General features: G+C 70.5%; 25 protein-coding genes. 8 read left to right on the top strand and 17 right to left on the bottom strand.

Features of this window, described 5'->3' with window-relative positions; translation table 11 throughout:
- Positions 1-118 precede the first annotated feature (118 nt).
- Positions 119-490: an MmcQ/YjbR family DNA-binding protein gene (locus tag Bra3105_RS11550; RefSeq protein WP_228356835.1), complete on the bottom strand. Its 372-nt coding sequence runs from the start codon at positions 488-490 to the stop codon at positions 119-121.
- Positions 491-704: 214 nt separating this feature from the next.
- On the opposite strand from Bra3105_RS11550, the gene Bra3105_RS11545 reads away from it, so the two are divergent.
- Both Bra3105_RS11545 and Bra3105_RS11540 read left to right on the top strand, forming a co-directional pair.
- Positions 705-1,016 (top strand): putative quinol monooxygenase, encoded by a 312-nt coding sequence (locus Bra3105_RS11545; RefSeq protein WP_228356834.1) that lies wholly within the window; start codon positions 705-707, stop codon positions 1,014-1,016.
- 321 nt (positions 1,017-1,337) lie between these two features.
- Positions 1,338-2,222 (top strand): alpha/beta hydrolase, encoded by an 885-nt coding sequence (locus Bra3105_RS11540; protein ID WP_228356833.1) that lies wholly within the window; start codon positions 1,338-1,340, stop codon positions 2,220-2,222.
- Between the two features lie 172 nt (positions 2,223-2,394).
- Here the strand turns inward: Bra3105_RS11540 and Bra3105_RS11535 are convergent, their stop codons facing one another.
- Both Bra3105_RS11535 and Bra3105_RS11530 read right to left on the bottom strand, forming a co-directional pair.
- Complete coding sequence (locus Bra3105_RS11535; protein WP_228356832.1) at positions 2,395-3,576, bottom strand: PQQ-dependent sugar dehydrogenase; 1,182 nt, start codon at positions 3,574-3,576, stop codon at positions 2,395-2,397.
- 16 nt (positions 3,577-3,592) lie between these two features.
- Positions 3,593-4,153, bottom strand: a complete 561-nt coding sequence (locus Bra3105_RS11530; RefSeq protein WP_228356831.1) for an NUDIX domain-containing protein — start codon at positions 4,151-4,153, stop codon at positions 3,593-3,595.
- A 123-nt stretch (positions 4,154-4,276) separates the two neighbouring features.
- Between Bra3105_RS11530 and Bra3105_RS11525 the strand changes: the two genes are divergently transcribed.
- Both Bra3105_RS11525 and Bra3105_RS11520 read left to right on the top strand, forming a co-directional pair.
- Positions 4,277-4,708: an acyl-CoA thioesterase gene (locus tag Bra3105_RS11525; protein WP_228356830.1), complete on the top strand. Its 432-nt coding sequence runs from the start codon at positions 4,277-4,279 to the stop codon at positions 4,706-4,708.
- Positions 4,709-4,778: 70 nt separating this feature from the next.
- Positions 4,779-5,774, top strand: a complete 996-nt coding sequence (locus Bra3105_RS11520; protein WP_228356829.1) for an HD domain-containing protein — start codon at positions 4,779-4,781, stop codon at positions 5,772-5,774.
- Between the two features lie 160 nt (positions 5,775-5,934).
- On the opposite strand, the gene Bra3105_RS11515 is transcribed toward Bra3105_RS11520, so the two are convergent.
- The 6 genes from Bra3105_RS11515 to Bra3105_RS11490 form a co-directional block, all read right to left on the bottom strand.
- A complete protein-coding gene (locus tag Bra3105_RS11515; protein ID WP_228356828.1) occupies positions 5,935-6,945 on the bottom strand; it encodes a Gfo/Idh/MocA family protein in 1,011 nt (336 codons plus the stop codon).
- Positions 6,946-7,047: 102 nt separating this feature from the next.
- A complete protein-coding gene (locus tag Bra3105_RS11510) occupies positions 7,048-8,025 on the bottom strand; it encodes a Gfo/Idh/MocA family protein (protein ID WP_228356827.1) in 978 nt (325 codons plus the stop codon).
- A 186-nt stretch (positions 8,026-8,211) separates the two neighbouring features.
- Positions 8,212-9,597 (bottom strand): extracellular solute-binding protein, encoded by a 1,386-nt coding sequence (locus Bra3105_RS11505; RefSeq protein ID WP_228356826.1) that lies wholly within the window; start codon positions 9,595-9,597, stop codon positions 8,212-8,214.
- Between the two features lie 130 nt (positions 9,598-9,727).
- Positions 9,728-11,104 carry a twin-arginine translocation signal domain-containing protein gene (locus Bra3105_RS11500; RefSeq protein ID WP_228356825.1) on the bottom strand — a complete coding sequence of 459 codons (1,377 nt, stop codon included), beginning with the start codon at positions 11,102-11,104 and terminating at the stop codon, positions 9,728-9,730.
- On the bottom strand, positions 11,101-12,021 hold the full coding sequence (locus tag Bra3105_RS11495) for a carbohydrate ABC transporter permease (protein WP_228356824.1): 921 nt from the start codon (positions 12,019-12,021) through the stop codon (positions 11,101-11,103). The genes Bra3105_RS11500 and Bra3105_RS11495 overlap by 4 nt, the downstream gene beginning before the upstream one ends.
- On the bottom strand, positions 12,021-13,013 hold the full coding sequence (locus tag Bra3105_RS11490; RefSeq protein ID WP_228356823.1) for a carbohydrate ABC transporter permease: 993 nt from the start codon (positions 13,011-13,013) through the stop codon (positions 12,021-12,023). The genes Bra3105_RS11495 and Bra3105_RS11490 overlap by 1 nt, the downstream gene beginning before the upstream one ends.
- A gap of 302 nt (positions 13,014-13,315) precedes the next feature.
- Here Bra3105_RS11490 and Bra3105_RS11485 point away from each other — a divergent pair, with 302 nt between their 5' ends.
- Positions 13,316-14,608, top strand: coding sequence for an ROK family transcriptional regulator (locus Bra3105_RS11485; protein ID WP_228356822.1), 1,293 nt, complete (start codon positions 13,316-13,318; stop codon positions 14,606-14,608).
- A 58-nt stretch (positions 14,609-14,666) separates the two neighbouring features.
- Here the strand turns inward: Bra3105_RS11485 and fdhA are convergent, their stop codons facing one another.
- Positions 14,667-15,893 carry a formaldehyde dehydrogenase, glutathione-independent gene (gene fdhA, locus Bra3105_RS11480; protein ID WP_228356821.1) on the bottom strand — a complete coding sequence of 409 codons (1,227 nt, stop codon included), beginning with the start codon at positions 15,891-15,893 and terminating at the stop codon, positions 14,667-14,669.
- Positions 15,894-16,199: 306 nt separating this feature from the next.
- Between fdhA and Bra3105_RS11475 the strand changes: the two genes are divergently transcribed.
- Positions 16,200-17,084: a DMT family transporter gene (locus tag Bra3105_RS11475; RefSeq protein ID WP_228359653.1), complete on the top strand. Its 885-nt coding sequence runs from the start codon at positions 16,200-16,202 to the stop codon at positions 17,082-17,084.
- Positions 17,085-17,112: 28 nt separating this feature from the next.
- Here the strand turns inward: Bra3105_RS11475 and Bra3105_RS11470 are convergent, their stop codons facing one another.
- The 6 genes from Bra3105_RS11470 to Bra3105_RS11445 form a co-directional block, all read right to left on the bottom strand.
- Positions 17,113-18,408, bottom strand: a complete 1,296-nt coding sequence (locus Bra3105_RS11470) for an MFS transporter (protein ID WP_228359652.1) — start codon at positions 18,406-18,408, stop codon at positions 17,113-17,115.
- A gap of 138 nt (positions 18,409-18,546) precedes the next feature.
- Positions 18,547-18,744, bottom strand: coding sequence for a hypothetical protein (locus Bra3105_RS11465; protein WP_228356820.1), 198 nt, complete (start codon positions 18,742-18,744; stop codon positions 18,547-18,549).
- 144 nt (positions 18,745-18,888) lie between these two features.
- Entirely contained in the window at positions 18,889-19,392 is a 504-nt protein-coding gene (locus Bra3105_RS11460) for a pyridoxamine 5'-phosphate oxidase family protein (RefSeq protein WP_228356819.1), read from the bottom strand.
- A gap of 497 nt (positions 19,393-19,889) precedes the next feature.
- The gene (locus Bra3105_RS11455) at positions 19,890-20,417 is read right to left on the bottom strand and encodes a Dps family protein (RefSeq protein ID WP_228356818.1); all 528 of its coding nucleotides are present in this window, start codon (positions 20,415-20,417) and stop codon (positions 19,890-19,892) included.
- Positions 20,418-20,730: 313 nt separating this feature from the next.
- Positions 20,731-21,426: a DJ-1/PfpI family protein gene (locus Bra3105_RS11450; RefSeq protein ID WP_228356817.1), complete on the bottom strand. Its 696-nt coding sequence runs from the start codon at positions 21,424-21,426 to the stop codon at positions 20,731-20,733.
- A gap of 138 nt (positions 21,427-21,564) precedes the next feature.
- Positions 21,565-22,938 carry an MFS transporter gene (locus Bra3105_RS11445; protein ID WP_323188818.1) on the bottom strand — a complete coding sequence of 458 codons (1,374 nt, stop codon included), beginning with the start codon at positions 22,936-22,938 and terminating at the stop codon, positions 21,565-21,567.
- On the opposite strand from Bra3105_RS11445, the gene Bra3105_RS11440 reads away from it, so the two are divergent.
- Positions 22,937-23,917: a GlxA family transcriptional regulator gene (locus tag Bra3105_RS11440; protein WP_228356815.1), complete on the top strand. Its 981-nt coding sequence runs from the start codon at positions 22,937-22,939 to the stop codon at positions 23,915-23,917. The two genes, Bra3105_RS11445 and Bra3105_RS11440, sit on opposite strands and share 2 nt — an antisense overlap.
- On the opposite strand, the gene Bra3105_RS11435 is transcribed toward Bra3105_RS11440, so the two are convergent.
- On the bottom strand, positions 23,907-24,896 hold the full coding sequence (locus Bra3105_RS11435; protein WP_228356814.1) for a LysR family transcriptional regulator: 990 nt from the start codon (positions 24,894-24,896) through the stop codon (positions 23,907-23,909). The two genes, Bra3105_RS11440 and Bra3105_RS11435, sit on opposite strands and share 11 nt — an antisense overlap.
- 206 nt (positions 24,897-25,102) lie before the next feature.
- On the opposite strand from Bra3105_RS11435, the gene Bra3105_RS11430 reads away from it, so the two are divergent.
- A complete protein-coding gene (locus Bra3105_RS11430) occupies positions 25,103-25,939 on the top strand; it encodes an aldo/keto reductase (protein WP_228356813.1) in 837 nt (278 codons plus the stop codon).
- Positions 25,940-26,040 lie beyond the last annotated feature (101 nt).

Here is a 26,040-nt window from a genome sequence, read left to right as displayed (position 1 = left end):
TGATGTGCGGCCGCGGGGCCATCGGCCAGCGTAACCATCCAACGACGGTCCGCCGGGAATGGCGAGGGCCGTTCTCGGACCGCGAGAGGCGGAAGAGGCGCGAGAGGCGGGGACCGCTTCACTCCCCCGGGTGCAGGGACTGCGGGGCGCGGGCGTCCCACGCGTCCTCAAGCAGTTCGCGGAGTTCCTCGTCCTCGACGGTCTCCAGGCAGACCAGCACGCTCGGGTGGTCGCGGTAGTGGTCGGTGGTGAAGAAGCGGTCGGGGCGGGCGGCGATGAGCGCCTCGCGCTCACCGACGTCATGGCACCAGGCCACGAGGATCTCGGCGTCGGGGCCGACGAGCCGGTCCACGATCTCGGCGCGGCGCGGGCCGCGGACGGTCGCGAACACCTTCCCGGCCACGCGGAAGGCCGGGGAGCCGTAGGAAGTCGACTCCTCGACCTGGGGCAGGGCGGTCGCGAGGCGGCGGACGTCGTCCAGGGTGCTCATCGTGGTCTCCTCCGACGCAGCGCGGACCGGTTGCTCGGCGGCCTGCAGGACCGGGCGGCTCTGCTCGGTGCGATCTGGCGCGAGTGGTCCGCCCAGTGGTTGTCCCAGCATCGCACGGTCCACATCCTGGGGTGCGCTCGATGCCGCTGAGCTGGATTGATACGTTCGAGCCACCGGCGGGAGGCCGCCGGACCGACGCGAAGGAGCTGTCCCGATGACCGTCATCGTCACCGCCGTGTTCTACCCCCAGGCAGGGAAGAAGCAGGAGCTCGTGCAGGCCATGCAGCGAGGCATCGCCGCCGTCCACGAGGAGCCCGGCTGCGAGCTCTACTCGATCCACGACGCCGAGGACGGCACCATCACCATGATCGAGAAGTGGACGACCGTCCAGGACCTCGACACCCATGGAGCAGGCGAGGCCGTCGGCATCCTCAACGGGGACATCGCCGACCTCATCGAGAAGCCCACCCTGGTCACCCGCATGACTCCGCTGCCCTCCGGCACCGAGGCGCAGGGCGCGATCTGACGGATCGGTCCGGGCCTGCGGGCGAAGCCGAGCCGGAGATCTGGCCGTCTGCCGTTCCGACCACTTCGACCGCACGGTCTCGACAGACCCCGTGCACCACGCGTAGTCATAGGTCGGGTCGCGTGCTCTATTCGTCGTGACCCGACGTATGACTACGCGAAGTGCACGCCCCCGCTGGAGACCGACTTTTCGGCCGGTGCGCGCGAACGCTGAATCCGCCCTTCACACCGGCGGGAGCACATGGTCAGGACGCCCGGCTTGAGACTCGACCGCCCGGGAAATGCGTTGCCGGCTCGTGCCCTGCGCCCTAGCGTCAGCCGCGTGAGCACGATCGTCCCGTTCCGCGCCCTGCCCCTCGATCTCGAGGATGTCGTCTACGCGCACGGGCCCGATTCCGCGCGCGCCCCGGGCGTGTCCCCCGGCACGACCGAGGAGATCGCGCTCGAGGACAGCGCACTGTTCCCCGGTACGCACCGACGGATCTGGATCCACACGCCCCCGGGCATCGCCCCCGGTGACCCCACCGGTGTGGTCGTCTTCCAGGACGGCGGCTGGTACCTCGACCCCGAGGGCGAGGTGCGCGGCGGCATCGTCCTGGACAACCTGACCGCCTCCGGCGCCATCCCGCCGACCATCGGCGTCTTCGTCGAGCCCGGCACACGGCGCACCAGCGCTGAGCCCGGTTCGGAGCAGAGTGCGGAGCCTGCGCCCAGGCAGCGCAACCTCGAGTACGACGCGGCCGACGACACCTACGCCCGCTTCCTCCTCGAGGAGGTGCTCCCCCTGGTGAGGGCGCGCAGGACGATTCTCGACGACCCTCGTAGCACGATCCTGTGCGGCGGCAGCAGCGGCGGCGACTGCTCCTTCACGGCCGCCTGGCACAGGCCCGACGCGTTCGGCGGCGCGATCTGCTGCCTCTCGAGCGTCGCACAGATGCCGGAGGGCAACCCCTATCCGGCGCTGATCGCGTCGACTCCCCCGCGACCTCTGCGGTTCTTCCTGCAGATCGGCCAGCGGGACCTGAACCACGACCAGCCACAGATGAACTGGCTCGCCGAGAACCTGCGCACCGCGGCATCCCTCGCGGAGGCCGGCTACGACCTGCGGATCGAGCTCGGCGACGGCGGGCACAGCCCGAACCACGGCGGGGTGGTGCTCCCCGATGCGCTGCGCTGGATGCTCCGGGGCCCCGTGCACCACGCGTAGTCATAGGTCGGGTCGCGTGCTCTATTCGTCGTGACCCGACGTATGACTACGCGAAGTGCACGCCCCCGCTGGAGATCGCCGGCCGGGAGCGTCCCGACTCATCCGGAACCGTGCCCTTGCGCGTCGGCCCGGGTCCCCTCCACCCTCAGCCACTCCGCGAGAGCCCGGCGCCTCATCCGGTGCTCACCCGCAGCAGACGGTCGTCGCCGTCAGAAGGCGAGCCGCGACCGTCGGTGTTGTTCGTGAGCACCCACAGGGAGCCGTCCGGGGCGATGACCGCGTCGCGCAGCCGGCCATGTGCACCGACCAGTCGCGGCGTCGAGGTCGAGAGGTCGCTCAGAGGCACGTCGATGAGGCGCTCGCCGCGCAAGGCGGCGATGTGGATCGTGCCGTGCGAGATCGCGATGCCGCTCGGGCTGGCGTCCGAGGGGTGCCACTGCTGCTGGGGGTCGACAAGGCCGTCCTCGTGGGCGATGCCCTCGGCCGTGGGCCACCCGAAGGTCTTCCCGGCCTCGATGACGTTGAGCTCGTCCCAGGTGTCCTGGCCGAACTCGCTCGCGTACATCGTGCCGTCCTCGTCCCAGGCGATGCCCTGCGGGTTGCGATGCCCGAAACTGAACACGGGCGAGGCCGGGAAGGGGTTGTCCCCGGGCACGGACCCGTCGGGCTCGAGCCGCAGGATCTTCCCGGCGAGCGCGTCCACGTCCTGCGCGGCGTCCCTGTCCCCGGCGTCGCCGGCCGTCGCGTAGAGCTTCCCGTCCGGCCCGAAGGCGAGGCGCCCACCGTTGTGGTTCGCGGCCGACGGGATCCCGTCGAGCAGGGTCGTCGCCTCGCCGAGTCCCAGCGAACCGGGTGCGCCCGTGATCTCGAAGCGCTGGATCCGGTTGCCGTCCGCGGAGGTGGAGTGCGCGAACAGCGCTCCGTCGCGCACGGCGATGCCCAGCAGTCCGGCTTCGCCCTGCGGGGCGAAGCCGGGGATCGTCGCGACGGTGCGCAGGGACCCGTCCGGTGCCCGTTCGAGGATGCGGGCGCTGTCGCGCTCGCTGATCAGCGGAGTCTGCCCGTGGAACGCGATGGACCAGGGCGCCTCGAGGCCCTCGGCGAGGACCTCGACGTCCTCGGCGCTGCGCGACGAGGGTCCGCCCTCGTCCGATGGCGATCCGCCTCCGGCCGACGAAGATCCGCTGCTGTCGGTCGCACGGTCCTCGGACTCGCTCCCCTGCGGTGACGTCCCGGTATCGGTGCAGGCGACGAGCCCTCCGAACGCGAAGAGCGAGAACGCTGCCGCAGTCCTGCGGGTCGGGCGCGGTGCGCCGTCGTCGCTCTCTCGGTATGGATGGTCGGTGATGCGCATGCCGCCTCCTCGCGGTTCAGCGTCCTCCTGCGATCATCCCCGTGATCCAGCGCGGATGCACCCCTCCACGGAGCTGCTCGAGCGCAACGCGCGGGCTCAGCCACACGGGCTCGTAGGTGCCGTGGACCTCGGCGTCCCGATCCGTCTCGGGCCATCCCAGGCGCAGAGGGAGCCGGCGGTGGGCGCGTCCGAGGAAGATCCACTGCTCACCCTCGACGACGACCTTGCTGGTCACGAGCTCCACGTCGGCGCCTCCCAGTCCTGTCTCCTCGGTGAGCTCGCGCAGCGCGCCGGCCAGCGGATCGGCGTCGTCCGGTTCGAGGCCGCCGCCGGGGAGCACGCCATAGGGATCGCGGCCGGGTCGAGTGCGCAGGACCATCACGATCGCCGAGACGTCGGGCGAGAGGACGAGCATCCGCGCCCGCGAAGGAGCCAGGGCCGGGGGCTCCGCAGCGCGCCGGATCGCGACGTCGACGTCCCAGCACAGGCGCCCGGCCCCGTGTCTCCCATCCCCACCGGCTTCGCGACCTTCGCTGTCTTCGCCGTCCTCGCCGACTTCGCGGTCCTCACTGACCATGCGCTCGATCCTGCCATCCTGCATCCCGCCGTGCCGCCTGCCCCGGTCCCGCTGCGCCGCCCAGTACAGGCTGCGCCACACGGGCTTCATGCGGACGTGCGGCGATCTCTACGATGTCCAGACATGGAGACTTCCCCGTCCGAGCCGGTCATGTCCTTCCGCACCCGCAAGTGGGTGCGCCCCGAGGACCTCAACGCCAACGCCACTCTCTTCGGAGGCAGCCTGCTGCGCTGGATCGACGAGGAGGCGGCCGTCTACGCGATCATCCAGCTGGGCCACCAGCGCGTGGTCACGAAATATATGTCGGAGATCGTGTTCGTCTCCTCGGCCCGCGAGGGCGACATCGTCGAGATCGGCCTGGTCGCGACCAAGTTCGGGCGCACCTCCCTGACGATGCGCGCCGAGGCCCGGAACCTGTTCACCCAGCAGAGCATCCTCACGATCGACGAGCTCGTGTTCGTCAACGTCGACGAGGACGGGCGGCCCGCGCCGCACGGCTACACGGAGATCACCTACGACCGCGATCGAGTGCCCCGCGGCGATCTGCAGCGATGAGCCGGTCGGCTGCGCAAGACTGACGAGCCGGAGCCGTCGGCCGATGGCGACGATGACGGAAGGACACGACGTGCGCGGGATCGACGCCGACACCCTGGGGCTGGACGGACGCTGGTTCGATCCCGTCTGGCGCCTCGAGGTCGAGCTGACCCCTCTGGAGCTCGAGCTGCTGGACACCTGGTGGGTGCGGCGCCTGGCCTTCGTCGCCCACGCCGGCATCGCCTCGTTCACCACCACCCAGAGCTATTCGCGCATCGAGCACTCCCTGGGGGTCCTCGCGCTCACGGCGCACTTCGCGCCGGATGATCGCGCGGCTCGCGCGACGGCGATCCTGCACGACATCGGGCATCTGCCCTTCAGCCACACCCTCGAGGGACTCGGTGGGCTCGACCATCACACGATCGGCCGCGAGCGGATCGCCGAGCTCGATCCGGTGCTGCGGCGGCACGGCGTGGAGGCCGAGGAGATCATCGCGATCGACGAGGGCGAGCGACCCTCTCCCCTGACCAACTCCTCCGGCGCCCTCACGCTCGACCACCTCGACTCGTTCCTGCGCAGCGGCCAGGTGCACGGACGCACCACGACGCCCCCGCGCGAGATGCTCGGGCGGATGCGCCTGGTCGACGGCGCCGTGGACACCGACGAGCAGACGGCCGACGAGCTCGTGGACCTCATCGTCGCGGAGGCCCGCCACCAGCGCGCGCCCTCCAACGTCGTCCCGATCGCCGTGCTGAAGCACCTGGTCATCACCGCTCTCGATACCGGAGCGTCGTTCGACGCGGCAGATCTAACCCAGATGACCGACGGCGAGCTGTGGGCCGCGCTGCTCGCCGACCCCGTCACGCGTGAGGGGACGAGGGAGCTGCGGGCGCACCCGCGTCGATGGCGGATGGAGACCCTGCCGACGGATGCGCCCTCTGACATGTCGGACGCGGGCGCACTGGACGTGCACATCCGCCGTGGCTATCTCGCGCTGCCCACGGTCGACGGGGCGAAGATCACCGACCCGCGGATCACCGCCCTCGCCGACGCGCTGCCCTTGCACCTGCGTGTCGTGCGCGCCTGACGAGCCCCGGGGGCGTCATGCAGGTGTGAGCGACCGCGGGTACAGCGGATCCCCCATCGGTCACGGGTGCAGAGGGAGGCCGGGTGACGCACGCTGTGCGACGCCCGACCTCCCTCTGATCCGCCGTGGAGCGGCGGATGCCTGTTCTCAGCCCGAGGGCTCAGGCGCTCATGACCTCCGCGGCGACACCGGTGCGGGCGCTCTCGTAGGCGGCGAGGATGATGCCGAGCACGGCGATGCCCTCCTCCTCGGTGTTGAGCGGACGCTTGCCGGTCTCCAGGCAGGTCACGAAGTCGGCGATCTCCGCAGCGAAGGTGTCGATGGGCTCGGCCGCGAACACCTGCTCCTCGTCCTCCGCACGCAGCTTCACGCGCAGGGTGGAGCCGTCGGAGCTCAGCGAGCCCTTCTCGCCCACCACGGAGAAGCGGTCGGTGCCGGGCGCCGCCTGGTAGGCCCAGGAGGTGACGAGCTGACCCACGCTGCCGTTGTCGAAGCGCACCAGGACCTGGGCCGAGTCCTCGCCCTCCATGAACTTCAGGCGGTGGGTCGACATCATCGAGAAGACCTCCTTCGGGCGGCCGCCCGAGAGGTGCATCAGGAGGTAGGTCGGGTGGTAGCCGGTGTCGATGTACTCGCCGCCGCCGCTGGTGGCGGTGTGGGCGCGCCACCCCATGTTCTCCGGGTCGAAGTCGTTGAAGAACGAGTCGGTGGTGCGCACCTCGTAGACGTCGCCCAGGGCACCGGAGTCGATGACCTCCTTGGCCTTGGCGACGGCCGGCATGAACAGCTGGTTGTGCGCGCACATGAGGGTGACGCCGGCGGCGTCGACGGCCGCGCGGACCTCTGCGGCCTCCTCGGCGGTGAGGCACAGGGGCTTCTCGCACAGGATGTGCTTGCCGGCGTTGGCGGCCGCGACGATCGCAGGCTTGTGCAGGTGGTGGGGCAGGCAGATGTCGACGGCGTCGACGTCGGGGTCCTGCACGAGCTCGGTGAAGTCCGAGTAGCCCGTGGCGCCGATCTCCTCGGTGCGCAGGGCGAGGGTCTCGGGGTTCGCGTCGGCGATCGCGACCACGCGAGCGCGGTCCGGGATCGTGGAGTAGCCCTTGAGGTGGGCGTTGGCGATGCCGCCTCCGCCGATCAGGCCGATGCGGACGGGAAGGGTGACGGTCATGGGGGTGCTCCTTCGTGAGCGGATGTCAGGGGTATGTCAGGGGTGGGGTGGGGCGGGTCCGGCAGCAGGTGCAAGCTTCGGCGGACCGTGCCTGGTGCCCGGTCAGATCCCGGCGTCGGCGTTCGCGGCGACGACCAGGGCGGTGAGAGCGCGGGCACGGGCGAGGTTCTCGAGCGTGGGCTCGCCGGTGCGGATCGCCTGGACCCACTGCCAGAACGGCGCATCGATGTCGCTGGGGACCTCGACCTCGGTGGTGCCCTCACGGGTGGTCAGCAGCATCTTCTCGCCGCCGAAGCCGTAGAGCAGCGAGCCCTCGGTGCCATGGACCTCGATGGTGAAGCCGCTGGCAGGGGTCACGAAGCCGGTCTCGATGACGCCGATGGCGCCGTCGGGCGTGGTGATCGTGACCGAGGCGTTGTCCTCGACGCCGCGCCCGGTGATGTCCGTATAGCTCGAGCGGACGCTCGAGGCGTCCTCACCCAGGATCAGCTGCGTGAGGTAGACAGGGTGGGCGGCGAGGTCGGAGAACGCGCCGCCGATCGCCTCAGCCGGGTCGTAGAAGCGTGCAGGCAGCCAGTCGCGCGTCGAGCCGTCGTGCGCGAGGCGCACGCGGGCGTAGGTGATGCGGCCCAGGGTGCCGTCCTCGAGGATCTTGCGCAGGGCCACGGTGTAGCCGTGGGAGAGGCGCGGGAGGGACACGGTGAGGGCCACGCCCGCCTCGCCGGCCGCGTCGATGAGGGTGTCGCAGCCCTCGACGCTGGGCGAGAGCAGCTTCTCGGTGAACACGTGCTTGCCCGCGGCGATGACCTTGCCGAGGATCTCGTCGTGCACGGTGGTGGCGGTGGTGTTGGTGACGCCGTCGAGGTCCTCGCGGGCCAGCAGGGCGTCGAGGTCGTCCTCGAAGGGCACGCCCAGGCGCTCGGCGAGCTCCTGGCCGCGCGCGGCGTCGTCGTCCCAGACGGCGACGAGCTCCGTGTCCGGGTGCTCGATCGCCGCCCGACCGTACTCCTCGGCGTGCACGTGCCATGCGGAGAGCACGGCGATGCGCAGGGGCGCTGCCGCGGTGGAGGGGGAGGTCATGGAGAAGTTTCCTGCTTCCGTCTCGTGGGGTTGGTGCTTTCCTGACCGGCCGACGGGGCCGGGGGTCTGTGGTCCGGCTGTGGGGGCCGGGGTCTGTGGTCCGGCCTCAGGGCCGGGGGTCGGAGGTGCGGCCGACGGGACCGGGATCCGGGGTCCGGTTCTCGCGGTGCGGCCGACGGGTAGATATCACTGGTCCCCGCCCGGGATCTGCTGGGGTTTCCCGTAGGTGTCGGGCATCTTGTAGCCGGGGAACAGGTCCATCTTCGGGACGACCATGGCCTGGTTGTCGTCGATGGCCTGCTGAGCGGACTTCGAGCCGATGGCGACCGACGTCTTCGACCGGTCGAGGGTGTCGGAGGCGGCCGAGCCGACGGGGATCGGCGGGCGCGAGGTGGAATTCGGCAGCATCTGCCGGAACAGCTCGGCGTCGGGGTCGTACTTCTTCTCGGTGATCGCCCGCAGGTGCGTGGGCAGGCTCCCGAGCTTCGGCACGACGATCGACTGGCCCGCGACGCCCGTGAAATGCTTCATGAACTCCCAGGTGGTGCGGGACATGTTCGACCCCTTGGGCAGGACCAGCGAGAAGCCGCCGGACCACGTGTAGGTGGGGTCGCCGTCCTTCTCGACGGGCAGCCAGGTCCACTTCAACGGCAGCTTCGGGGCGTACTTCTTGTTCCCCGAGATCTGCCAGGGCCCGCCCGTGGTGATCGCGAGATGCTCGCCGAACACGGCGTTCTGGGTGGGCGGGGCGTTGGGCGGCTGGTACGTCGCGAAGAACGCATCGACCCGGGAGTAGGGGAACTCCTCGGCCCAGTCCGCGTAGAGGTCGAACACGGACTTCCACTGCGGGGAGTTCAGCACCACCTCCCCCGAGTCGTTGTCGTAGACCTGCGCGTCCAAGCCGAACGCCCAGGTGTAGGGCATGCCCTGGTCGGCCCACGGCGCGAAGCCGAGGCGGTCGTAGTTGCCGCGGGCATCCTGGTGGGTGATCCGCCGCGCGGCCTCGCGCAGCTCCGCCCAGGTGAGGACGTGCTGCTCGGGGTCGAACATGTCGAGGTCGACGCCGGCGTCCTTGAGCACGTTCTCGTTGAAGAGCAGGCCGCGGGCGTCGGTGGAGGTGGGCAGCCCGTAGAGCTTCCCGTCGTAGGTGAGCTCGTCGATGGCGAACTGGATCCACTGGGACTTGAACTCCTCCGGGGAGACGTCCTCGTACTTCTCGATGAGGGTGTCCACCGGCTCGAGCAGTCCGATGGAGGCGTTCTGCACCGCGTTGAAGCGGTCCATCCACCACACGTCGGGAGCCGTCCCGCCGCGCACGGCGGTGATGATCTGGCTCATGTCCGACGAGCCGCTCGAGGGCACCTGGTCGATGCTGACCTGCGCGCCCTTGCCTGCGTCGGTGGCGAGGAAGGCGTCTCGCGCCGCCTCGTCCTTGTCCGTGTCAGCGGCACCCATCCCCCAGTAGCGGACGGTGCGCGGACCGGTCGGTCCGCTTCCCGCGCAGGAGGTTGTGCCCAGGCCCGCCGCGAGGGCGACGCCTGCACCGGTGAGGAGCTGTCGTCGATCGAGCACGGGACCTCCTTTCGGGGCGGAGCAGGGACGGGGATACGGGCGGCACAGGGCGGGATGCGGCAGCGGCGGATGGAGAGGTGCCGGTGGCCCCTATCCCGGGGAGCGTGCGCGCCCCGGGACAGCGAACCGGTCAGCTGCCGGGGACCGGGCTGGGCTTGCCGTACGTATCAGGCATCTTGTAGTCCGGGAACAGCTCCATCTTCGGAGCGACGAGCTGCTGGTTGGACTCCACCGCCTGCTTCGGCGTCGAGGAGCCCAGCGCCACCGAGCTCTTCGTGCGGGTCAGGGTGTCCCACATCGCCGAGCCCACCGGCAGCGGCGGGCGAGAGGTGGAGTTCGGCAGCATCTTGCGGAAGATCTCGGCCTTGGGGTTGTACTTCTTCTCCTGGATGGCCTTGATGTTCGTGGGCAGGTTGCCGAACTGCGGCACCACGATGCTCTGCCCCTGGTAGCCCGCGTAGAACTTCATGAACTCCCAGAGGGTCTTGGTGATGTTCGCGCCCTTCGGGATCACGAGGCACTGGCCGCCCGACCAGGTGTAGGTCGAGTCGCCCTCCTTCGCGACCGGCAGGTACGTGAACTTCAGCGGCAGCTTCGGCGCGTACTTCTCGTTGGCGCTGATCTGCCAGGGGCCGGTGGTGTCGACCCCGAGGCGACCGCTGAACATCGCGGTCTGCGAGGGCGGCGCATTCGGCGGCTGGTACGTCGCGAAGAACGCGTCGACCGATGCGTACGGATACTGCTCGGCCCAGTCCGCGTAGAGCTGGTAGACCGACTGCCACTGCGGGGAGTCGAGCGTGACCGTCGAGGTCGCATTGTCATAGGCCTGCGCGTCGAGGCCGAAGCCCCACGTGTAGGGCCAGCCCTCGGAGAGCCACGGTGCGAAGCCGAAGCGCTCGTAGTTGCCGCGCTTGTCGGTCTTGACGAGCTTCTCGCAGGCCTCCCCGAGCTCGTCCCAGGTGATGACGTGCTTGGTCCAGTCGAACAGGTCCAGGTCCACGCCGGCGTCCTTGAGGACGTCCTCGTTGTACAGGAGGCCGCGGGCATCGGTCGTGGCGGGCAGCCCGTAGAGCTTCCCGTCGTAGGTGAGCTCGTCGATGGCGAACTGGATCCACTGGGACTTGAACTCCTCCGGGGAGACGTCCTCGTACTTCTCGATGAGGTCGTCGATCGGCTCGAGGAGACCGATGGAGGCGTTCTGGACTCCGTTGAAGCGGTCCATCCACCACACATCGGGAGCCGTCCCGCCGCGCACGGCAGTGATGATCTGGCTCATGTCCGCGACGCCGCTCGACGGCACCTGGTCGACGTAGATCTCCGCGTTCTTGCCCGCGTCGGTCTTCTTGAAGGCGTCGATGACCTGGTTGTCCTTGTCGACGTCAGCCGCGCCGAGCCCCCAGTAGCTGACCACGTTGGGGCCGGCCGCGGGTGAGGATGCACAGGCCCCGAGGCCCACGGCGGCACCAGCGGCCGTGGCCCCCGCCAGGAATGATCGTCTGGAGATCACTTGAAGCCTCCGATCGTGATGCCGCGGATGAAGTACCGCTGGAAGATAAAGAACAGGAGCAGCAGCGGCAGGATCACCAGGAACGACGCGGCCATCAGCTGGTTGAAGGTGACGTCCTGGGCGTTGACCGACCGGAAGGTCTGCAGACCGATCGAGAGTGTCTGCACCTTCTGGTCCTGCAGGTAGATCAGGGGACCCATGAAGTCGTTCCAGGCACCGACGGCGGAGAAGATCGCGACCGTGGTGAGAGCCGGCATCGCCGTCGGGAACGCGATCCGCCAGAGGACCGTCCACTCGCTCGCGCCGTCCACGCGCGCCGCATCCAGCATCGGCTGCGGGATCTGCTTGAGGAACTGCCGCAGCAGGAACACGAAGAACGCGCTGCCGAACATCGAGGGCAGGATCAGCGGGAACAGTGTGTTCACCAGCCCCAGGCGCGCCCACATGTCGAACATCGGGATGAGCGTGACGGGGAATGGGAGGAACAGCGTCGCGATGACGACGTAGAAGATCTTGTCGCGTCCTGGCCAGTCGATGCACGCGAAGCCGTAGGCGATGATGAAGTTCGAGACCACCGAGAGCACGACGACCGAGATCGTGATGATCGCCGAGTTCGCGAAGAACGTCAGGAACGGCATCGCCGTCACGGCCTTGACGAAGTTCCCGAACTCGACCTGGTGCGGGAACAGCGTCGGCGGGAACTTCGCGAGCTCCTCGTTGGACTTCAGCGCCGAGACGATCATCCAGTACAGGGGCATCAGGAACAGGATGCTCAGGATGACCATGACGATGCGCGCGGTGAGGGTAGAGAACCACGAGCGCTTCGTGCCGTCGGCCCGCCGATTGAACTGCTCGGCGTTCGCCTTCTTCTTCCGCGGAGCGATGTTCTCCGGGGGTGTCTGGATCATGGTGCTCATCAGCCGGCCTCCACGTCGTAGTTCACGAACCGGCGCGAGAGCCAGTAGACGAGCAGGGCCAGGGCCAGCCCCACGAGGAACAGGATCACGGCGAGGGCGGACGCGTATCCGAGCTCGGCGAACCCGAAGGCGTTCTTGTAGAGGTACATCATGTAGAACAGCGCGCCCGCGTCGGGATCACCCGTTCCGTTGGTGACGATGAATGCCTCGGTGAACACCTGCAGTGCACCGGAGATGCCGGTGATGAGGTTGAACAGGATCACCGGCGAGAGCAGCGGGAAGGTGATCGAGAAGAACTGGCGCATCGGACCGGCGCCGTCCACGCGCGCCGCCTCGTAGATGGTCTTCGGGATGTTCCTCAGGCCGGCGAGGAAGATGAGGGCGGCGTTGCCCGCTCCCAGCTGCGCCATGAGGATGATCGCGATCTTCACGCCCGTGGGATCGCCCAGCAGGTTCACGTTCGCGCCGCCGAACAGGTTCAGCACCTGGTTGAACACGCCGAACTGCGGGTTCAGGAACACGATGAAGATGAACGACATCGCGAACGCCGGGATCAGCGAGGGCGCGTAGAAGATCGTGCGGTAGAACGCGACCTCTCGCACGTTCTGGTTCATGGCGAGGGCCAGGACCAGGGCGATGATCAGTCCGAGCGGCACCGCGATGATCGCGTAGAAGATCGTGTTCGAGGCGGCCTTGCCCACGAGCGGGTCGGTGAACGCGGTGACGTAGTTCTGGATCCCCACCCAGGTGGGCGCCTCCATCCCCGAATACCGCGTGAAGCTCAGCGCGATCGAGTAGACGACCGGGTAGATGATGAAGATCAGCACCCCGATGATCCAGGGCGAGATGAACAGCAGCCCGGTGCGAAGCTTGCGTCGCTGACCGGCGTTCAGGCCGCGTGAACGGCGGGTCGGTGGGGCCGCGGGCTGGACCCCGGCGCTGACTGCGCTCGCGGGGCCGGCCGGTGGGCCGACGGTGTCGGTGACACTCATCGTGGTTCCTTCCTCGGTCTCGGCGCGCCGCGGGGGCGCGTCGGGCTCTGTGCTCAGGTGGGAGTCGGAGCGGGAACGGTAAGTGGGGACGGTTGTGGGGGCGTGGGCCGGACGGCGATGTCGAGGGGCCCGCGGAGTCGGTCGCGCTGGGTGCGTGATCGGGAAGCGTGGGCGTGGGAGGGGAACCTGGTCGATGCGGTCCATTCCGCATCGCGGGCCATCCCGCGCCTCTCGGTGACGTACATTACTCACACTGTTGGACTAAAGGCAACGGGGCTCGCCCCGCGGTGGAAGGAGCACTCGTGCGCGGGTCATCCATGCCGGACATCGGCGCCAAGAACGAGCTCGTCGTGCTCGACGCGATCCGCAGTGCGCCCGAGGGCAGCTCGCAGTCCGAGGTGGTGCGTCGCAGTGGCCTCTCCCGGCAGGCGGTCAGCCTCATCACCCGTCGGCTCATGGAGCGCGGCCTCGTCGAGACCGACGGCACGCTCTCCGCGGGCCGGGGGAAGCCGCGCACCGTGCTGCGCGTCGTGCCGTCGTCGCTGCTCGCGGCCGGCGTGCATCTGGATCCCACGGGGATCACGCTGGTCATCGTCGATCTGGGGGCGAACGTCGTCGCGGAGAAGGCGCTCGGTCCCCCGGGCTCGGACCCGGATGCAGGGGTGGCAAGGATCGCCGCGGGCCTCGAGGAGCTGCTCGCGACGATGTACGAGGACGGCTGGCGCACGCCCGGCGGCCAGAGTGCGCGCGAGGCGCTGCTGGGCATCGGCGTCGCGGCCCCCGGCGGGCTGGACTGGCGGCGCGGCGTGCTCGTGGACCCGCCCTGGATGCCGGATTGGTGGGACACCCCGCTCGTGGAGATGCTCTCGCGGGCGACGGGCCGCACGGCCCTCCTGGACAAGGACACGAACGCTGCGCTCGCGGCGGAGATCTGGGCCGGCGAGCGTCTGAGCGAGCAGACGCTGCTGTACGTCTACGTGAGCGTGGGCGTCGGCTCGGCGGTCTCGAGCGCGGGTCGCGTCCAGCGCGGCTCGACCACGCAGGCCGGGGAGATCGGGCATCTGCCGACGGGCCTCGACGGTCCCGTGTGCGGCTGCGGCAGGCGCGCCTGCCTCTCGACCTTCACGGACGTGCACGCGATGCTGCACCGGATCGACGCCGCGGAAAGCGCCGCGGACGGCTCTGCGGGGAACTCAGACTGGCGCGAAGCGGCGGTTGCGGCGGCGGGGATCGATGTGGACGAGCTCTCGTCCGCTTCCCTCGAGGCCGACGGCGAGCGCCTGGACGCCCTGCTCGCGGCGGCGACGTCGGGCGACCGCCTGGCCGCACGGATCGCGCAGGAGCACGGCACCGCGCTCGGCGAGGCGCTGCGCACCCTGATCGGGATCCACGACCCGCACCGCGTGATCATCGGCGGCCCCTACTGGCGCGCGCTCGAGCCCTTCGCCATGCCGCAGGTGCTCGAGCGCGCGCTGCAGGGCAGCGGCGGGCGCCGCGGGGTCACCATCAGCTCCTCCGCCTTCGGCGACGACGTGGGCGCGATCGGCGCGGCCACCCTCTACCTGGGCAGGGAGCTCTCCCCCACCGTGCGCTGACCGGGCCCGAGCCCCAGGGCCCGGGCCCGAGCCCCAGGGCCCGGGCCCAGTCAGCGGATCAGCTCGCCGTCGCGAGCCCCGTCGTCCCGTGGGGATCGATGACGAACTTCTTCGCGGCGCCCTTGTCGAACTCGGCGTAGCCGCGCGGGGCGTCGTCGAGCGAGATCACGGTGGCGTTCACGGCGTCGGCGATGTGCACGCGGTCGTGCAGGATCGCCTCCATGAGCTGGCGGTGGTAGCGCATGACGGGGCACTGCCCGGTCATGAACCCGAGCGCCTTCGCCCAGCCCAGGCCGAGGCGCAGGGAGAGCGAGCCCTCCTTGGCCGCCTCGTCCACGCCGCCGGGGTCGCCGGTGACGTAGAGCCCGGGGATGCCGAGGGCGCCGCCGGCCTTGGTGACGTCCATGAGCGTGTTGAGCACGGTCGCGGGCGCCTCCTTCGCGTCGTGCCCGTGGCCCTTGGCCTCGAAGCCCACGGCGTCGACGCCGCAGTCGACCTCCTCGCGGCCGAGGATGCTGGCGATCTGCTCGCGGGGGTCCTGCTCGGCGACGTTGATCGTCTCGCAGCCGAAGGCGCGGGCTGCCGCCAGGCGGTCCTCCTGCATGTCGGCGACGATGACGACGGCCGCCCCGAGGAGCTGCGCGCCGACGGCGGCGGCCAGGCCCACCGGCCCCGCGCCCGCGATGTACACCGAGCTGCCGGGTCCGACGCCCGCGGTGACGGCTCCGTGGTAGCCGGTCGGGAAGATGTCCGAGAGCATGGTCAGGTCCAGGATCTTCTCGAGGGCCTGGTCCCTGTCGGGGAACTTCAGCAGGTTCCAGTCGGCGTAGGGCACGAGAACGTACTCGGCCTGCCCTCCGACCCAGCCGCCCATGTCGACGTACCCGTAGGCGCTGCCGGGGCGGTCGGGGTTCACGTTCAGGCAGATCTCGGTGCGCCCGATCTTGCAGTTCACGCACCGCCCGCAGGAGATGTTGAACGGCACCGAGACCAGATCGCCGGTCTTGATGAATTCGACGCCGGGGCCCACGTCGATCACCTCGCCGGTGATCTCGTGCCCCAGCACGAGCCCTTCGGGGGCGGTGGTGCGGCCGCGGACCATGTGCTGGTCCGAGCCGCAGATGTTGGTGGTGACGACCTTCAGGATCGCCCCGTGGGGCAGCTTCCGGCCGATGTTCGCGGGGTTCACCCCCGGTCCGTCCTTGAGCTCGTAGTCGGGGTAGTCGATGTCGACGACCTCGACCTTCCCGGCTCCCTTGTACGCGACTGCCCGATTGCTGGACATGGTGGCCTCCTCGCCTCCCCGCAGGCGCGTCCGACGTCGCTGTCCCGCGCCCTGTCTCATGGTGGGCACGCGCATCGAGCGTGGTCAAGAGGCGGCAGGTTCCCGTCGGCCCGGGCCCTGCCCATGCGTGTCCGGATCCCGCTGGCGCCGCCTCCGCCACTGCCGGATCATGGGCCCATGCCCGATCCCTCGGCCGCGCATCCCCCCGGACCCTCTCCGGCGCCTTCCCCGGCAGCGTCCTCAGCGCCTTCCTCGACGCCTTCCCAGGCACCGTCCTCGGTCCCGCCCCGTCCGTCGCATCCCACCCTGCCGTGGCTCGCGGCCCTGCTGGTGATGATCATGTGGGCGTCCTCGTTCGTCGTGATCCGGGCCGGCGGCGCGGACTTCTCCCCCGGTGCGATGTCCCTGCTTCGCACCGGATCCGCAGCCGTGGTGCTGCTCCCGCTCGCGCTCATCGGCCGCGTGCGCATGCCGCGGAGCCCGCGGCTGTGGCTCGGCGTGATCGGGTGGGGCATCGCCTGGTTCGCCGCGTACACGATCGTGCTGAACGCGGCGGAGCTGCTCATCGACGCGGCGACGGCCGCGATGCTGGTCAACGTCGCGCCGCTCATCGTCGCCGTGGCCTCGGGGCTGCTGGGCGAGGGCCTGCCCGTGCGTCTGGTGGCGGGGATCCTGGTCGCCTTCGGAGGCATCGCCCTGATCACGGTGGCCACCTCGAGCGGCCGGGTCTCCGGCGCCGGTCTGCTGCTGGGGCTGCTGGCCGCCCTGCTGTACGCCGGCAGCGTGCTGGCGCAGAAGACGCTGCTCCCGCACGTCGACTCGACCTCGATGACGGTGGTGGGCATCGTCGCCGGGTTCCTCGCCTGCCTCCCGTTCGCACCGGCGCTGATCGGGGAGCTCGCGGAGGCGTCGGCCGCCTCGATCGTCACGGTGGTCTACATGGGCGTCTTCCCCACGGCGTGCGCGTTCCTGCTGTGGGGGTACGCGCTGACCAGCACCCCGGCCGGGGTGCTCAGCTCCTCCTCGCTCATCGTCCCGGGGATCACGGTGGCGATGGCCTGGATCGTGCTCGGCGAGGTCCCGCCGCCACTGGCCGCGCTCGGCGGTCTGCTCTGCCTGGTCGGCGCCGGCTCCGCCGTGGCGCCGAGCGTCCTCGCCGCCCTCCGTCGGCCCTCCGGGCCCGCGACCTGATCAGGGGCTCGGCGGATCGGGTGCGGCGCTAGGCCACGACCTCGCCGTCCTCGACGACCTCGGCGCCCCGCCCGCCCGTGGCCCGCAGGTGCCACAGCCACAGCACGGTCCCGGCGCAGACGAACGCCAGCGCGGTCGCCGCGAGGGTGACCAGGGAGCCCGTCACCAGCGGTGCCACGACCCCCGCGAGCAGCGCGTTCAGCACGAGCGAGGAGAAAGTGCCCAGCGAGGCAGCGGCGCCGCGGGCGTGCGGGAAGAGGTCCATGATCTCGAGCTGGATCGGCGCGAAGATCAGGGAGACGGTGAAGCCGATCAGCATCGGGCCGACGAGCACGGGGATCAGCGCGGGCGAGATCGTGCCGTCGGGCGCGGGGGCGAGCGCCACGAGCAGCAGGTTCAGAGCGGTCGCGCCGAGCGTCGCCAGGTAACCGATGGTGATCATGCGCGTGCGCGGAAGGCGGTCGGCGAGTCGACCGACGGCCTGGGCGCCGGTGAACATGCCGATGATCAGCGGCACGAACAGCACCCAGAAGTCCTGTTCGCCGAGCCCCAGCAGGCGCACCACGATGATCTGCGCCGACGCGATGAACAGGAACTGGGCGGCGAAGCCGAAGGCCGTGGCGAAGGCGATGCGGACCATGAGGGCCGAGGCGCCCACGTGCACGAGCGAGCCGAGCAGGGAGCCGATCCTCAGCGGTGAGCGCCGCTCGGGCGGGAGGGTCTCGGGCAGCAGGATCGTGAGCACGATCGCGAGCAGCCCGTAGATCCCGATCCCGCCGAACACCCAGCGCCAGTCCCCGAGCAGCAGGAGCCAGCCGCCGATCACCGGGGCGAGCGCGGGCGCGATCGAGAAGATGGCCATGACCTGCGCCATCAGTCGCTGCGCCTGAGCGCCGGAATAGAGGTCGCGCACCATGACGCGGGAGATGATCGTCGCCGCGCCGGCGCTCATGCCCTGCAGGACCCGCACCAGCACGAGGCTGCCGAAGGAGGGGGCGAGCACGCAGGCGAACATCGCGAGCACGTAGATCGTGAGGCCCGCGAGCATGACGCGCCGGCGACCCAGCGCGTCGGACAGCGGGCCGTGGAAGATCGACATCACCGCGAACGCCGCGAGGTAGGCGGAGACCAGCTGCTGCAGCGCGCCCTCGGACTCGCCGAACTCGGCGCCGATGCGGGTGAAGGCGGGAAAAACCGAGTCGATCGTGAACGGGCCGATCATCGTGATCGCCGCGATCGCGACGGTGATGAAGCCACGGGGCCGACGGTTGCGCTCCGAGGCGGTGCGGGGATTCGGCACTGCTGCCTCGGGGGACGACGTCATCACCCTTCCAGCGTAGCTGGCATGCTGTGCGCGAGCCGCTGATCATCCCCTCCGGCGGGCGGCCCCTCGTCGTCCCCGGCGGGCGGCGTCGACTGCTGCCCGGTCTGCCCGCGGCATGAGGAGTTCACCGGCGCCGGGTCAGCTCCGCCGGTGGCGAGCGATGATCGTCATGAAGTCGTCGCTGTCCACATCGAGCATGCTCCCGTCGCCCGAGGATTCGAGCAGTTCGTCGGCGATCGCCTCGACGTCGAAGTCGTTCGCATCGCTGCTGCTCGGACCGTCCTCCCGCTGCGTGATGGTGTCCTTGATGATGACTTTCAGCTGCTCCCGGTCCACCGGTGCTCCTTCGTCGAGGGCTTCTGGTCCCGTGCCGCATCCGAGGATGGCGCCGGACGCGTCATGGCCCGTTCTGCTGCTCAGTGCTCTGGGCCGCTGGATCGCCTGGCGACCGTCGACCGGCAGGAGTGCGAGTAGTGCCGCTCAGAGTTCCGTGGTGTCGGTCCCACCCGGCGCCCGCCCCTTGGTGACCATCGCCTTCACCATGTGGGCTGCGCCGGCGATCCGACCGCCCGGCAGGCCCCAGAACTGCGCGGAGTCGGTCCTGACGAGCAGCAGCCTCAGGTTCGGATCACCCGGACCCTCGGGGAAGTAGCCCTCGGCGGAGTCGTTCCACAGCTCCTGGACCTTCCCGCGATCGTCCACGAATTCTGCATGCCCTGCCACCGACAGCCATGAACCGGCGGCCGCGATCGAGATGTTCACTGCGCTGTCCCCGGAGAGAGCGCCCGCCTGATCTCCCTCGAGACCGACGAAGAACCACACGTCCGCGTCATCGGTGACACCCTGGATGGTCATCGGATGGGAGACCAGCTTGTCCCCGCCGACGGCGGTCGTCAGCATGACGACGCCGGTGTCCCGCAACTTCGCGGCGACATCGTGGCGAGTGAGATCCTGCGTGTTCGATTCGTTGTCCGTGCTGTTCATGCTCGTCTCCTTCATCAGATGCGATGGACTCGCTGCTGGGATCCTGACCACCCGCGCACGGGGCTCGCGCGGCGTCACGCGGTGTCAGAGGTCCTCGAACTTCCTTCTTCCCACCCAATCGCGCCCGGCGTCGCCGCCCCAGGCATCCCACGCGACGCGACCGGGCGTCGGGTATCCCTCTTCACCTCTGCGGAAGCCCTGCGCCTCGGCGTCATGCCGGTGGCGCGAGAAGTATCGCTTCATCTTCCCGACCTGCTCCTCGCTCACGCATTCGCGAGCTGCGAGCTGGCGAGCGCGGTGGTCACCCGTGTTCGTGAAGCCTTTCCCCGCTCTTCCATCGGAGATCCACTGGACTGCTCTCCGAGCGGCTCGGGCGACATTTCGAGGGGGCACGTGCGCGTTCATCGGTGTTCTCCTCCTTGGCTGTCCTCGGGACCCACCGAGCCGCGATCGACTCGTTGGCTGGTTTCGATCGATGACCAGCTCCGTGAGCAGTGTCAGGAGGCCGGCGTGCGGGTCTCGGCGCTGATGAACCAGGCCTGCTGCTCGAGCTTCTCGATGATGCCGTGCAGAATGTCGGCCGAGGTCGGGTCGGCCTCGTCGACCTCGTCGTGGACGTATCGCATGCTGCCCACGGTCGCCTCGATCGCCGAGGTCACGAGGTCGATCGCGTCGTGGGTGAGCACCTCGCCCTGCGGGAACTCGGGGAGCGAGTTCTGCTCGGCGACGACCGCGGGTCGACCGTCGGGCGTGGCGTGGAGTGCGCGCATCCGCTCGGCCACGTCGTCCGCGGCCTCCCGCGCGATGTCCACGACCTCGTCGAGGTTCAGGTGCAGGTCGCGGAAGTTCGGCCCCACGATGTTCCAGTGGGCCTGCTTGCCCACGAGGTGGAGCGCAGTGAGCTCCACGAGCACGCGCTGCAGATTCTTGGCCAGGGCATCGGAGGCCAGGAAGCCCCCCTCCGCGTTCTCACGCCGCGTGCGCTCGGCTCCGGCCGGGGTAGGGACGTCAACGGTCTCGTTCATCGCGCATCTCCTTCGTTCGATATCGACCACGGATGCCGTCCTTCTCGGAAGGACACTTAGACAGCCTATCAATATGTGAAGCCAGCGACACGCGACAGCACGAGGCGACCGACCACGGCCGAGCACATCACCGGCCGAGCGCAGCACGCGCGCCAGCGGCGCATCCGTGCGCGTCGCGCGCTTCGAAGGAGCGCGGGGCCGACGAGTCGGCCGCACGGGATCGGCCGTTGCCACGCGTTCGCCCTAGTCCCGGAGCGGCTCATCGCCCCCGGGCCGTCCCGTCCGACGGCCCGGGTGCGCCCGCCACTTCGGTTCAGGAGGCGAGCCTCTCTGCTGCGCGCAGCACGAGGGGCTCGCGGCCGTGCCGGGCGCTGCGCATGACCGCCTCGACGTGCGCGGGGTCGGCTTCCGGCGCGCCGGGCGATCCGGCGTCGAACGGCGGCTGCGGGTCGTACTCCATGGCGAGCTGGACGCCCTGAGCGACGTCGGCCCCATAGATCTCCGCGGCGAGGGCCAGCGCGAAATCGATCCCGCTGGTCACCCCTCCCCCTGTGAGCAGCTCGCCGTCCCGCACCACGCGCTCGCGCACGGGGATCGCGCCCAGGTGGCGCAGCAGCGGGTGCACCGCCCAATGCGTCGTGGCGCGTCGGCCCTGGAGGAGGCCTATCGCCCCGAGCACGAACGCGCCGGTGCACACGCTCGTCACGAAGCGGGCGCCCGCAGCCTGGCGCCGCACGAAGTCGAGCGCGACGGGATCCTCGAGGGTGTCGAAGGCGCCCTGCCCGCCGGGGATCATGAGGACGTCGGCCTGCTCCGCCGCCTCGAAGGCGACGGTCGGGAGCAGGGAGAAGCCGGCGTCTGTGGGCACGGGCTCGTGCCGATGCCACGCGAGATCCACGACGGCACCCGGCAGGGCCGCGAAGACCTGCACGGGACCGGTGAGATCCAGCTGTGTGACCTGCGGGAACAGCAAAGTCGTGAAGCGGAGTGCGGGCGGTGTCGTTGCCATGGTGCGGTGCTTCCTCTCCCGGGGCGCCCGCCTCCTCGGCGGAGACGGCGCGGACCGGACGCGATGGGGCGGATGGGGATGGTTCGGATGCGGTGGTGCGGATGCGGTGGGTGGTGCTGATGGCCGGTGCCGGCGGATTCACCGGGGCGCGGGAACGGGCTGCTCCGCGCGCGGTCGGCGGTGCGGCGCGCGGCGTCCCGGGACGAGCCAGGCGCACAGGGCCAGGGCGGCGACGGCGACGGTCGCCACGGCGTAGACCACGCCGGCGGCGCCGAGCCCGATGAGGTCGCTGAGCAGGCCCGCGCAGAGGGCCGAGGAGCCGTAGGCGAGGTAGCCGACGATGTAGAAGGCCGCGAAGAACCCGCCGCGCTCGTGGGGCCGCACATCGGGGAGCAGGAGGCGAAGGGTCGCGGAGAAGACCGCCCCGTAGCCCACGCCGGTGACGAGCGCCCCCGCGATCACCAGGGCCGCGCTGCCCGACGCGAAGGAGGCGCACTCGGCCAGGACGCCGAGCATCACCGCGCCGTGCCCGCCGGGCACGAGCGCGCGCGGCCCGATGCGCGGGGCGAGCACGAGCGTGCAGAGCGTGGCGACGAGCGGCTGCGTCGCGACGATCAGCGCCGAGGGCAGGCCGCCCCCCAGATGCAGCACGCTGCTGGCGAGGGATCCTCCGAGGCCCAGGATCAGCCCCGCGGACATCCAGATGGCGACGAGCCCGGGCGCGAGCCGGAGGAAGCGAGCGCGCACCGCCCCGGGGATGCGGATCCGCGGGACCAGCGATGCCGCGGCGCCGGGGCGGGGTGTGACGGTCTCCGGCGAGAACAGCAGGAGCACGACGGAGGAGAGGACGACGGCGAGCGCGATGCCGAACAGGGCCGCGTTCGGGGCCGGCGCCGCGTCGATCGCGATCCCCGCCACCACCACGCCGATCCCGAGCCCGCCGGCGGTGGTCAGGCTGACCGCCGTCTGCGCGAGCCGCCGATGCCGGGCGGGCGCGAGCTCCACGATCGACGCGCTCAGCGCGGCGGTCGCGACGCCGATCGCCGCGCCCTGCACGGCCCGCGCGAGGACGAGGCCCCCGATGGTGTCCGCACGCAGGAAGAGGACCAGCGCCACCGCCGTGAGCAGCAGGGAGCCCACCGCCACCGGGCGGCGCCCTAGGTGGTCCGAGAGCGATCCGCAGGTCAGCAGCGCGACGAGGAGAGTCAGCGCATAGACGGCGAAGGCGCCCGTGAGCGCGCTGTCCGAGAACCCCCAGGCCTCCTGGTCGTAGCTCAGCAGGACGCTCGGCGCCCCCGCGGCGGCCATCGCCGCCAGGAAGGCGAGCACGGACACGCAACAGGCGGCCCATCGGGGCATCGACGGCACGGTGATCAGGGTCCTCTCGGTGTGCTTCTCGGGTTCTCGTCGGCGCCTGCGCTCTTCGCCGGCGGCCGACGGATCCCATCCTGCGAAGGCCGACGCCCGCGCCGACAGTGGCAGAGATGCCGCCCTGTGCAAGGATTGCGCCATGAGTGCTCACGAGCCGTCGGACCTCCGGACCCGGCACGAGGTCGCCGTGCTCGTGATGCCCGGAGCGCTGCCCCTCGACGTCGGGATCCCGCTGCAGGTCTTCATCGACCGCCCGGGCGTCCCGTACGCGCTGAGCATCTGCGCCGAGCACCCCGGCGCGGTGCCGGCGGCCTCCGGACTCTCGTACCAGGTGGAGCGGGGGTTGGAAGCCCTCGAGAGCGCCGACACGATCGTCGTCCCGGGCTATGCGCCCCCGGATCGCCCGATCCCCGCGACCGTGCGCGAAGCGCTGGTGGCGGCCCACGAGCGCGGAGCACGCCTGGTGTCGATCTGCTACGGCGCGTTCGCACTGGCCGACGCCGGACTGCTGAGCGGGCGGCGCGCGACGACCCACTGGGACGCGGCGGCGCAGCTCGCGAGGACCCACCCGGACGTGGACGTGGACCCGAACGTGCTGTTCGTCGACGAGGGCAGCGTGCTCACCTCGGCCGGGGTCGCTGCCGGCCTCGATCTGTGCCTCTACATCGTGCGCAAGGACCTGGGGCCCCGGACGGCCAACGAGATCGCGCGGCGCCTGGTGGCCTCACCCCGCCGCGCCGGCGGCCAGGCGCAGTACCAGCCCACCGGCTGGATGCCCGTCGCGGGCGGCGAGCAGCTCGAGGAGGTGAGGACATGGGCGCTGGCGCATCTCGACGACGACCTCACCACCCAGCAGATGGCCGACCGCGCCCGGATGTCCCGTCGAACCTTCGAGCGCCGCTTCGTGGAGGAGACCGGGCGCCCTCCGCACCGCTGGATCCTGGGCGCCCGGGTGGACCTGGCGCGCCGCCTGCTCGAGGACAGCGACCTGCCGATCGATCAGATCGCCTCGCGCGCGGGCCTCGGCACGGGGGCGAACCTGCGGCTGCACTTCCGTCGCGCGCTGGGCACCTCGCCCGCCGAGTACCGGAGGACCTTCTCCGCGACCCTCACGCAGTGACCGGGACGGCCCGCTCGAGGGCGGGGGCGATGTCGCGGGGCTCGTCCTCGCAAGGCGCGTCCGTGCGGGTCTCGTCCGTGCGGGGCTCGTCCTCGCAGGGCGGCGTCTCCCCGAGGAGCTCGAGCAGGAGCGCCGACGGGGCGTCGGCGGCCGGGGCGAGCGGGCAGATGGCGCTCACGGACCAGCTGGGCTGGGCGGCGCCCGGGAGCTCGCGGGTCACCAGCGTGGCCGCCTGCGGCTTCCGCGCGACGTGCGCGGGAACGATCGCGACGCCGAGCCCGCGGGTCACGAGATCGAGAAGGGTGTGCACGTCGTTGACGCTGCAGCGCACGCGGCGGTGCACGCCGTGGGTCGCCAGCAGGTCGTCGTTCATGGTGCGCACGCCCCAGGTCTCGGAGAAGTCGACGAAGTCGGCGCCGTCGAGCATCTCCCAGCGCAGGGTCGTGCGTCGGGCGAGGCGGTGATCGGGCGGGACGACGAGCACGAGCGGTTCCCCGCCCAGGAAGGTGTGGCGCAGCGCGCCGAGGTGCCGGTCGGTCGCGACGAAGGCGACGTCGAGCTCGCCCTCGCGCACCGCCCCCACCAGCTCGTGCGAGCCGGCCTGGGCGAACTCGGTCGCGATCCCCGGGTGGCGCTGATGGAAGGTCGAGAGCAGGGCGGAGACGTCCACGAGGCCCAGGCACTGCTCGGCGCCTACGCGCAGGGAGCCGCTGATCGCGGGGCCGACGCGCATCACGGCCTCGCGAGCGCGAACGGCCTCCTCGAGCAGGGCCCGGGCGTGCGGGAGCAGCGCGAAGCCGGCCGCGGTGGGCTCGACCCTCCGGGTGGTGCGGTCGAACAGGGCGGTGCCGAGCTCCTGCTCGAGGCCGCGGATCGCGCTGCTGAGCCCCGACTGCGAGATCCCCGCGAGCTCGGCCGCGCGGGTGAAGTGCCGCTCGTCGGCGAGCGCCACCACATACTCCATCTGCCTCAGGTCCATCTCCGCCTCGCATCCTTCGTGTCCATCGCCGATGTTCCGGGTCGGCTCGGTCCGTCCGTCGGCGCGGCCTGTTCGTCGCCGCGGCCCATCCGTCTGCCCGGCCCGTCCGTCGACCCGGCTCATCCTCTCATCTACCAGCCGGCGCCATGAATGGCATCGCTGCGAGCTGTTGGACTTATATATCGAGGCTTCCTAGGCTCGGGGCCATGACTGTTCCCACGATCAACCTGAACTCCGGACATGCGATCCCCCAGCTCGGCTTCGGCGTCTTCAAGGTCCCGGCCGACGAGGCCGAGAAGGCCGTGACCAGCGCCCTCGAGGTCGGCTACCGCCACATCGACACCGCCGCCATCTACGGCAACGAGGAGGGCGTGGGCGCCGCAATCGCCAAGAGCGGCATCCCGCGCGACGAGCTGTTCGTGACCACCAAGCTGTGGAACGACCGCCAGGCCGGCGAAGAGCCGCACGCGGCGATCCGCGAGAGCCTCGAGAAGCTGGGGCTCGAGTACGTGGACCTCTACCTCACGCACTGGCCCACCCCCGAAAAGGACACCTACGTCAACGCCTGGCAGAAGCTGCTGGAGATCCGCGACCAGGGCCTCTCCCGCTCCGTGGGCGTCTCGAACCACCTGCCCGAGCACCTCGACCGCCTCGTGCAGGAGACCGGCGTCGTGCCGGCCGTCGACCAGATCGAGCTCCACCCCGCGCTCCAGCAGCGCGACGTGCTCGAGTGGGCCGGCAAGAACGGGATGCACATCGAGTCCTGGGGCCCGCTGGGCCAGGGCAAGTACCCGCTGTTCGAGGAGTCCTCCGTGGCCGATGCGGCCTCCGCGCACGGCGTCACCCCCGCGCAGGTCGTCATCCGCTGGCACCTGCAGCGCGGCTTCATCGTGTTCCCGAAGTCCACGCACCGCGAGCGCATGGAGCAGAACTTCGACGTGTTCGGCTTCGAGCTGTCGGCCGACGAGGTCGCCGCGATCGACGCTCTCGACAAGGGCGACGGCTCGGGCCGCGTGGGCACCCACCCGCTCGAGTTCAACTGACGGCGAGCGGCGCGCGCCCGCGAGCACGCGCCGCCTGCCAGCATGGGCCGCCTGCCAGCATGGGCCGGGGCTCCGTCCGACGGGCGGAGCCCCGGCTCCGC

The organism is Brachybacterium halotolerans subsp. kimchii, assembly GCF_020792675.1.
GTDB classification, from domain to species: Bacteria; Actinomycetota; Actinomycetes; order Actinomycetales; family Dermabacteraceae; genus Brachybacterium; species Brachybacterium halotolerans.
The sequence above is the reverse complement of the archived record's forward strand: the minus strand, read 5'-3'. Positions and strand labels throughout refer to the sequence as shown.

Coding starts and splice junctions, on each gene's coding strand:
- Bra3105_RS11495 (WP_228356824.1), bottom strand. CDS start 12,021: ATGAGCACCATGATCCAGACACCCCCGGAGAACATCGCTCCGCGGAAG.
- Bra3105_RS11470 (WP_228359652.1), bottom strand. CDS start 18,408: ATGACGTCGTCCCCCGAGGCAGCAGTGCCGAATCCCCGCACCGCCTCG.
- Bra3105_RS11525 (WP_228356830.1), top strand. CDS start 4,277: ATGGAGACTTCCCCGTCCGAGCCGGTCATGTCCTTCCGCACCCGCAAG.
- Bra3105_RS11440 (WP_228356815.1), top strand. CDS start 22,937: ATGAGTGCTCACGAGCCGTCGGACCTCCGGACCCGGCACGAGGTCGCC.
- Bra3105_RS11435 (WP_228356814.1), bottom strand. CDS start 24,896: ATGGACCTGAGGCAGATGGAGTATGTGGTGGCGCTCGCCGACGAGCGG.
- Bra3105_RS11510 (WP_228356827.1), bottom strand. CDS start 8,025: ATGACCTCCCCCTCCACCGCGGCAGCGCCCCTGCGCATCGCCGTGCTC.
- Bra3105_RS11455 (WP_228356818.1), bottom strand. CDS start 20,417: ATGAACGAGACCGTTGACGTCCCTACCCCGGCCGGAGCCGAGCGCACG.
- Bra3105_RS11545 (WP_228356834.1), top strand. CDS start 705: ATGACCGTCATCGTCACCGCCGTGTTCTACCCCCAGGCAGGGAAGAAG.
- Bra3105_RS11430 (WP_228356813.1), top strand. CDS start 25,103: ATGACTGTTCCCACGATCAACCTGAACTCCGGACATGCGATCCCCCAG.
- Bra3105_RS11535 (WP_228356832.1), bottom strand. CDS start 3,576: ATGCGCATCACCGACCATCCATACCGAGAGAGCGACGACGGCGCACCG.
- Bra3105_RS11445 (WP_323188818.1), bottom strand. CDS start 22,938: ATGGCGCAATCCTTGCACAGGGCGGCATCTCTGCCACTGTCGGCGCGG.
- Bra3105_RS11490 (WP_228356823.1), bottom strand. CDS start 13,013: ATGAGTGTCACCGACACCGTCGGCCCACCGGCCGGCCCCGCGAGCGCA.
- Bra3105_RS11530 (WP_228356831.1), bottom strand. CDS start 4,153: ATGGTCAGTGAGGACCGCGAAGTCGGCGAGGACGGCGAAGACAGCGAA.
- Bra3105_RS11515 (WP_228356828.1), bottom strand. CDS start 6,945: ATGACCGTCACCCTTCCCGTCCGCATCGGCCTGATCGGCGGAGGCGGC.
- Bra3105_RS11450 (WP_228356817.1), bottom strand. CDS start 21,426: ATGGCAACGACACCGCCCGCACTCCGCTTCACGACTTTGCTGTTCCCG.
- Bra3105_RS11550 (WP_228356835.1), bottom strand. CDS start 490: ATGAGCACCCTGGACGACGTCCGCCGCCTCGCGACCGCCCTGCCCCAG.
- Bra3105_RS11460 (WP_228356819.1), bottom strand. CDS start 19,392: ATGAACAGCACGGACAACGAATCGAACACGCAGGATCTCACTCGCCAC.
- fdhA (WP_228356821.1), bottom strand. CDS start 15,893: ATGTCCAGCAATCGGGCAGTCGCGTACAAGGGAGCCGGGAAGGTCGAG.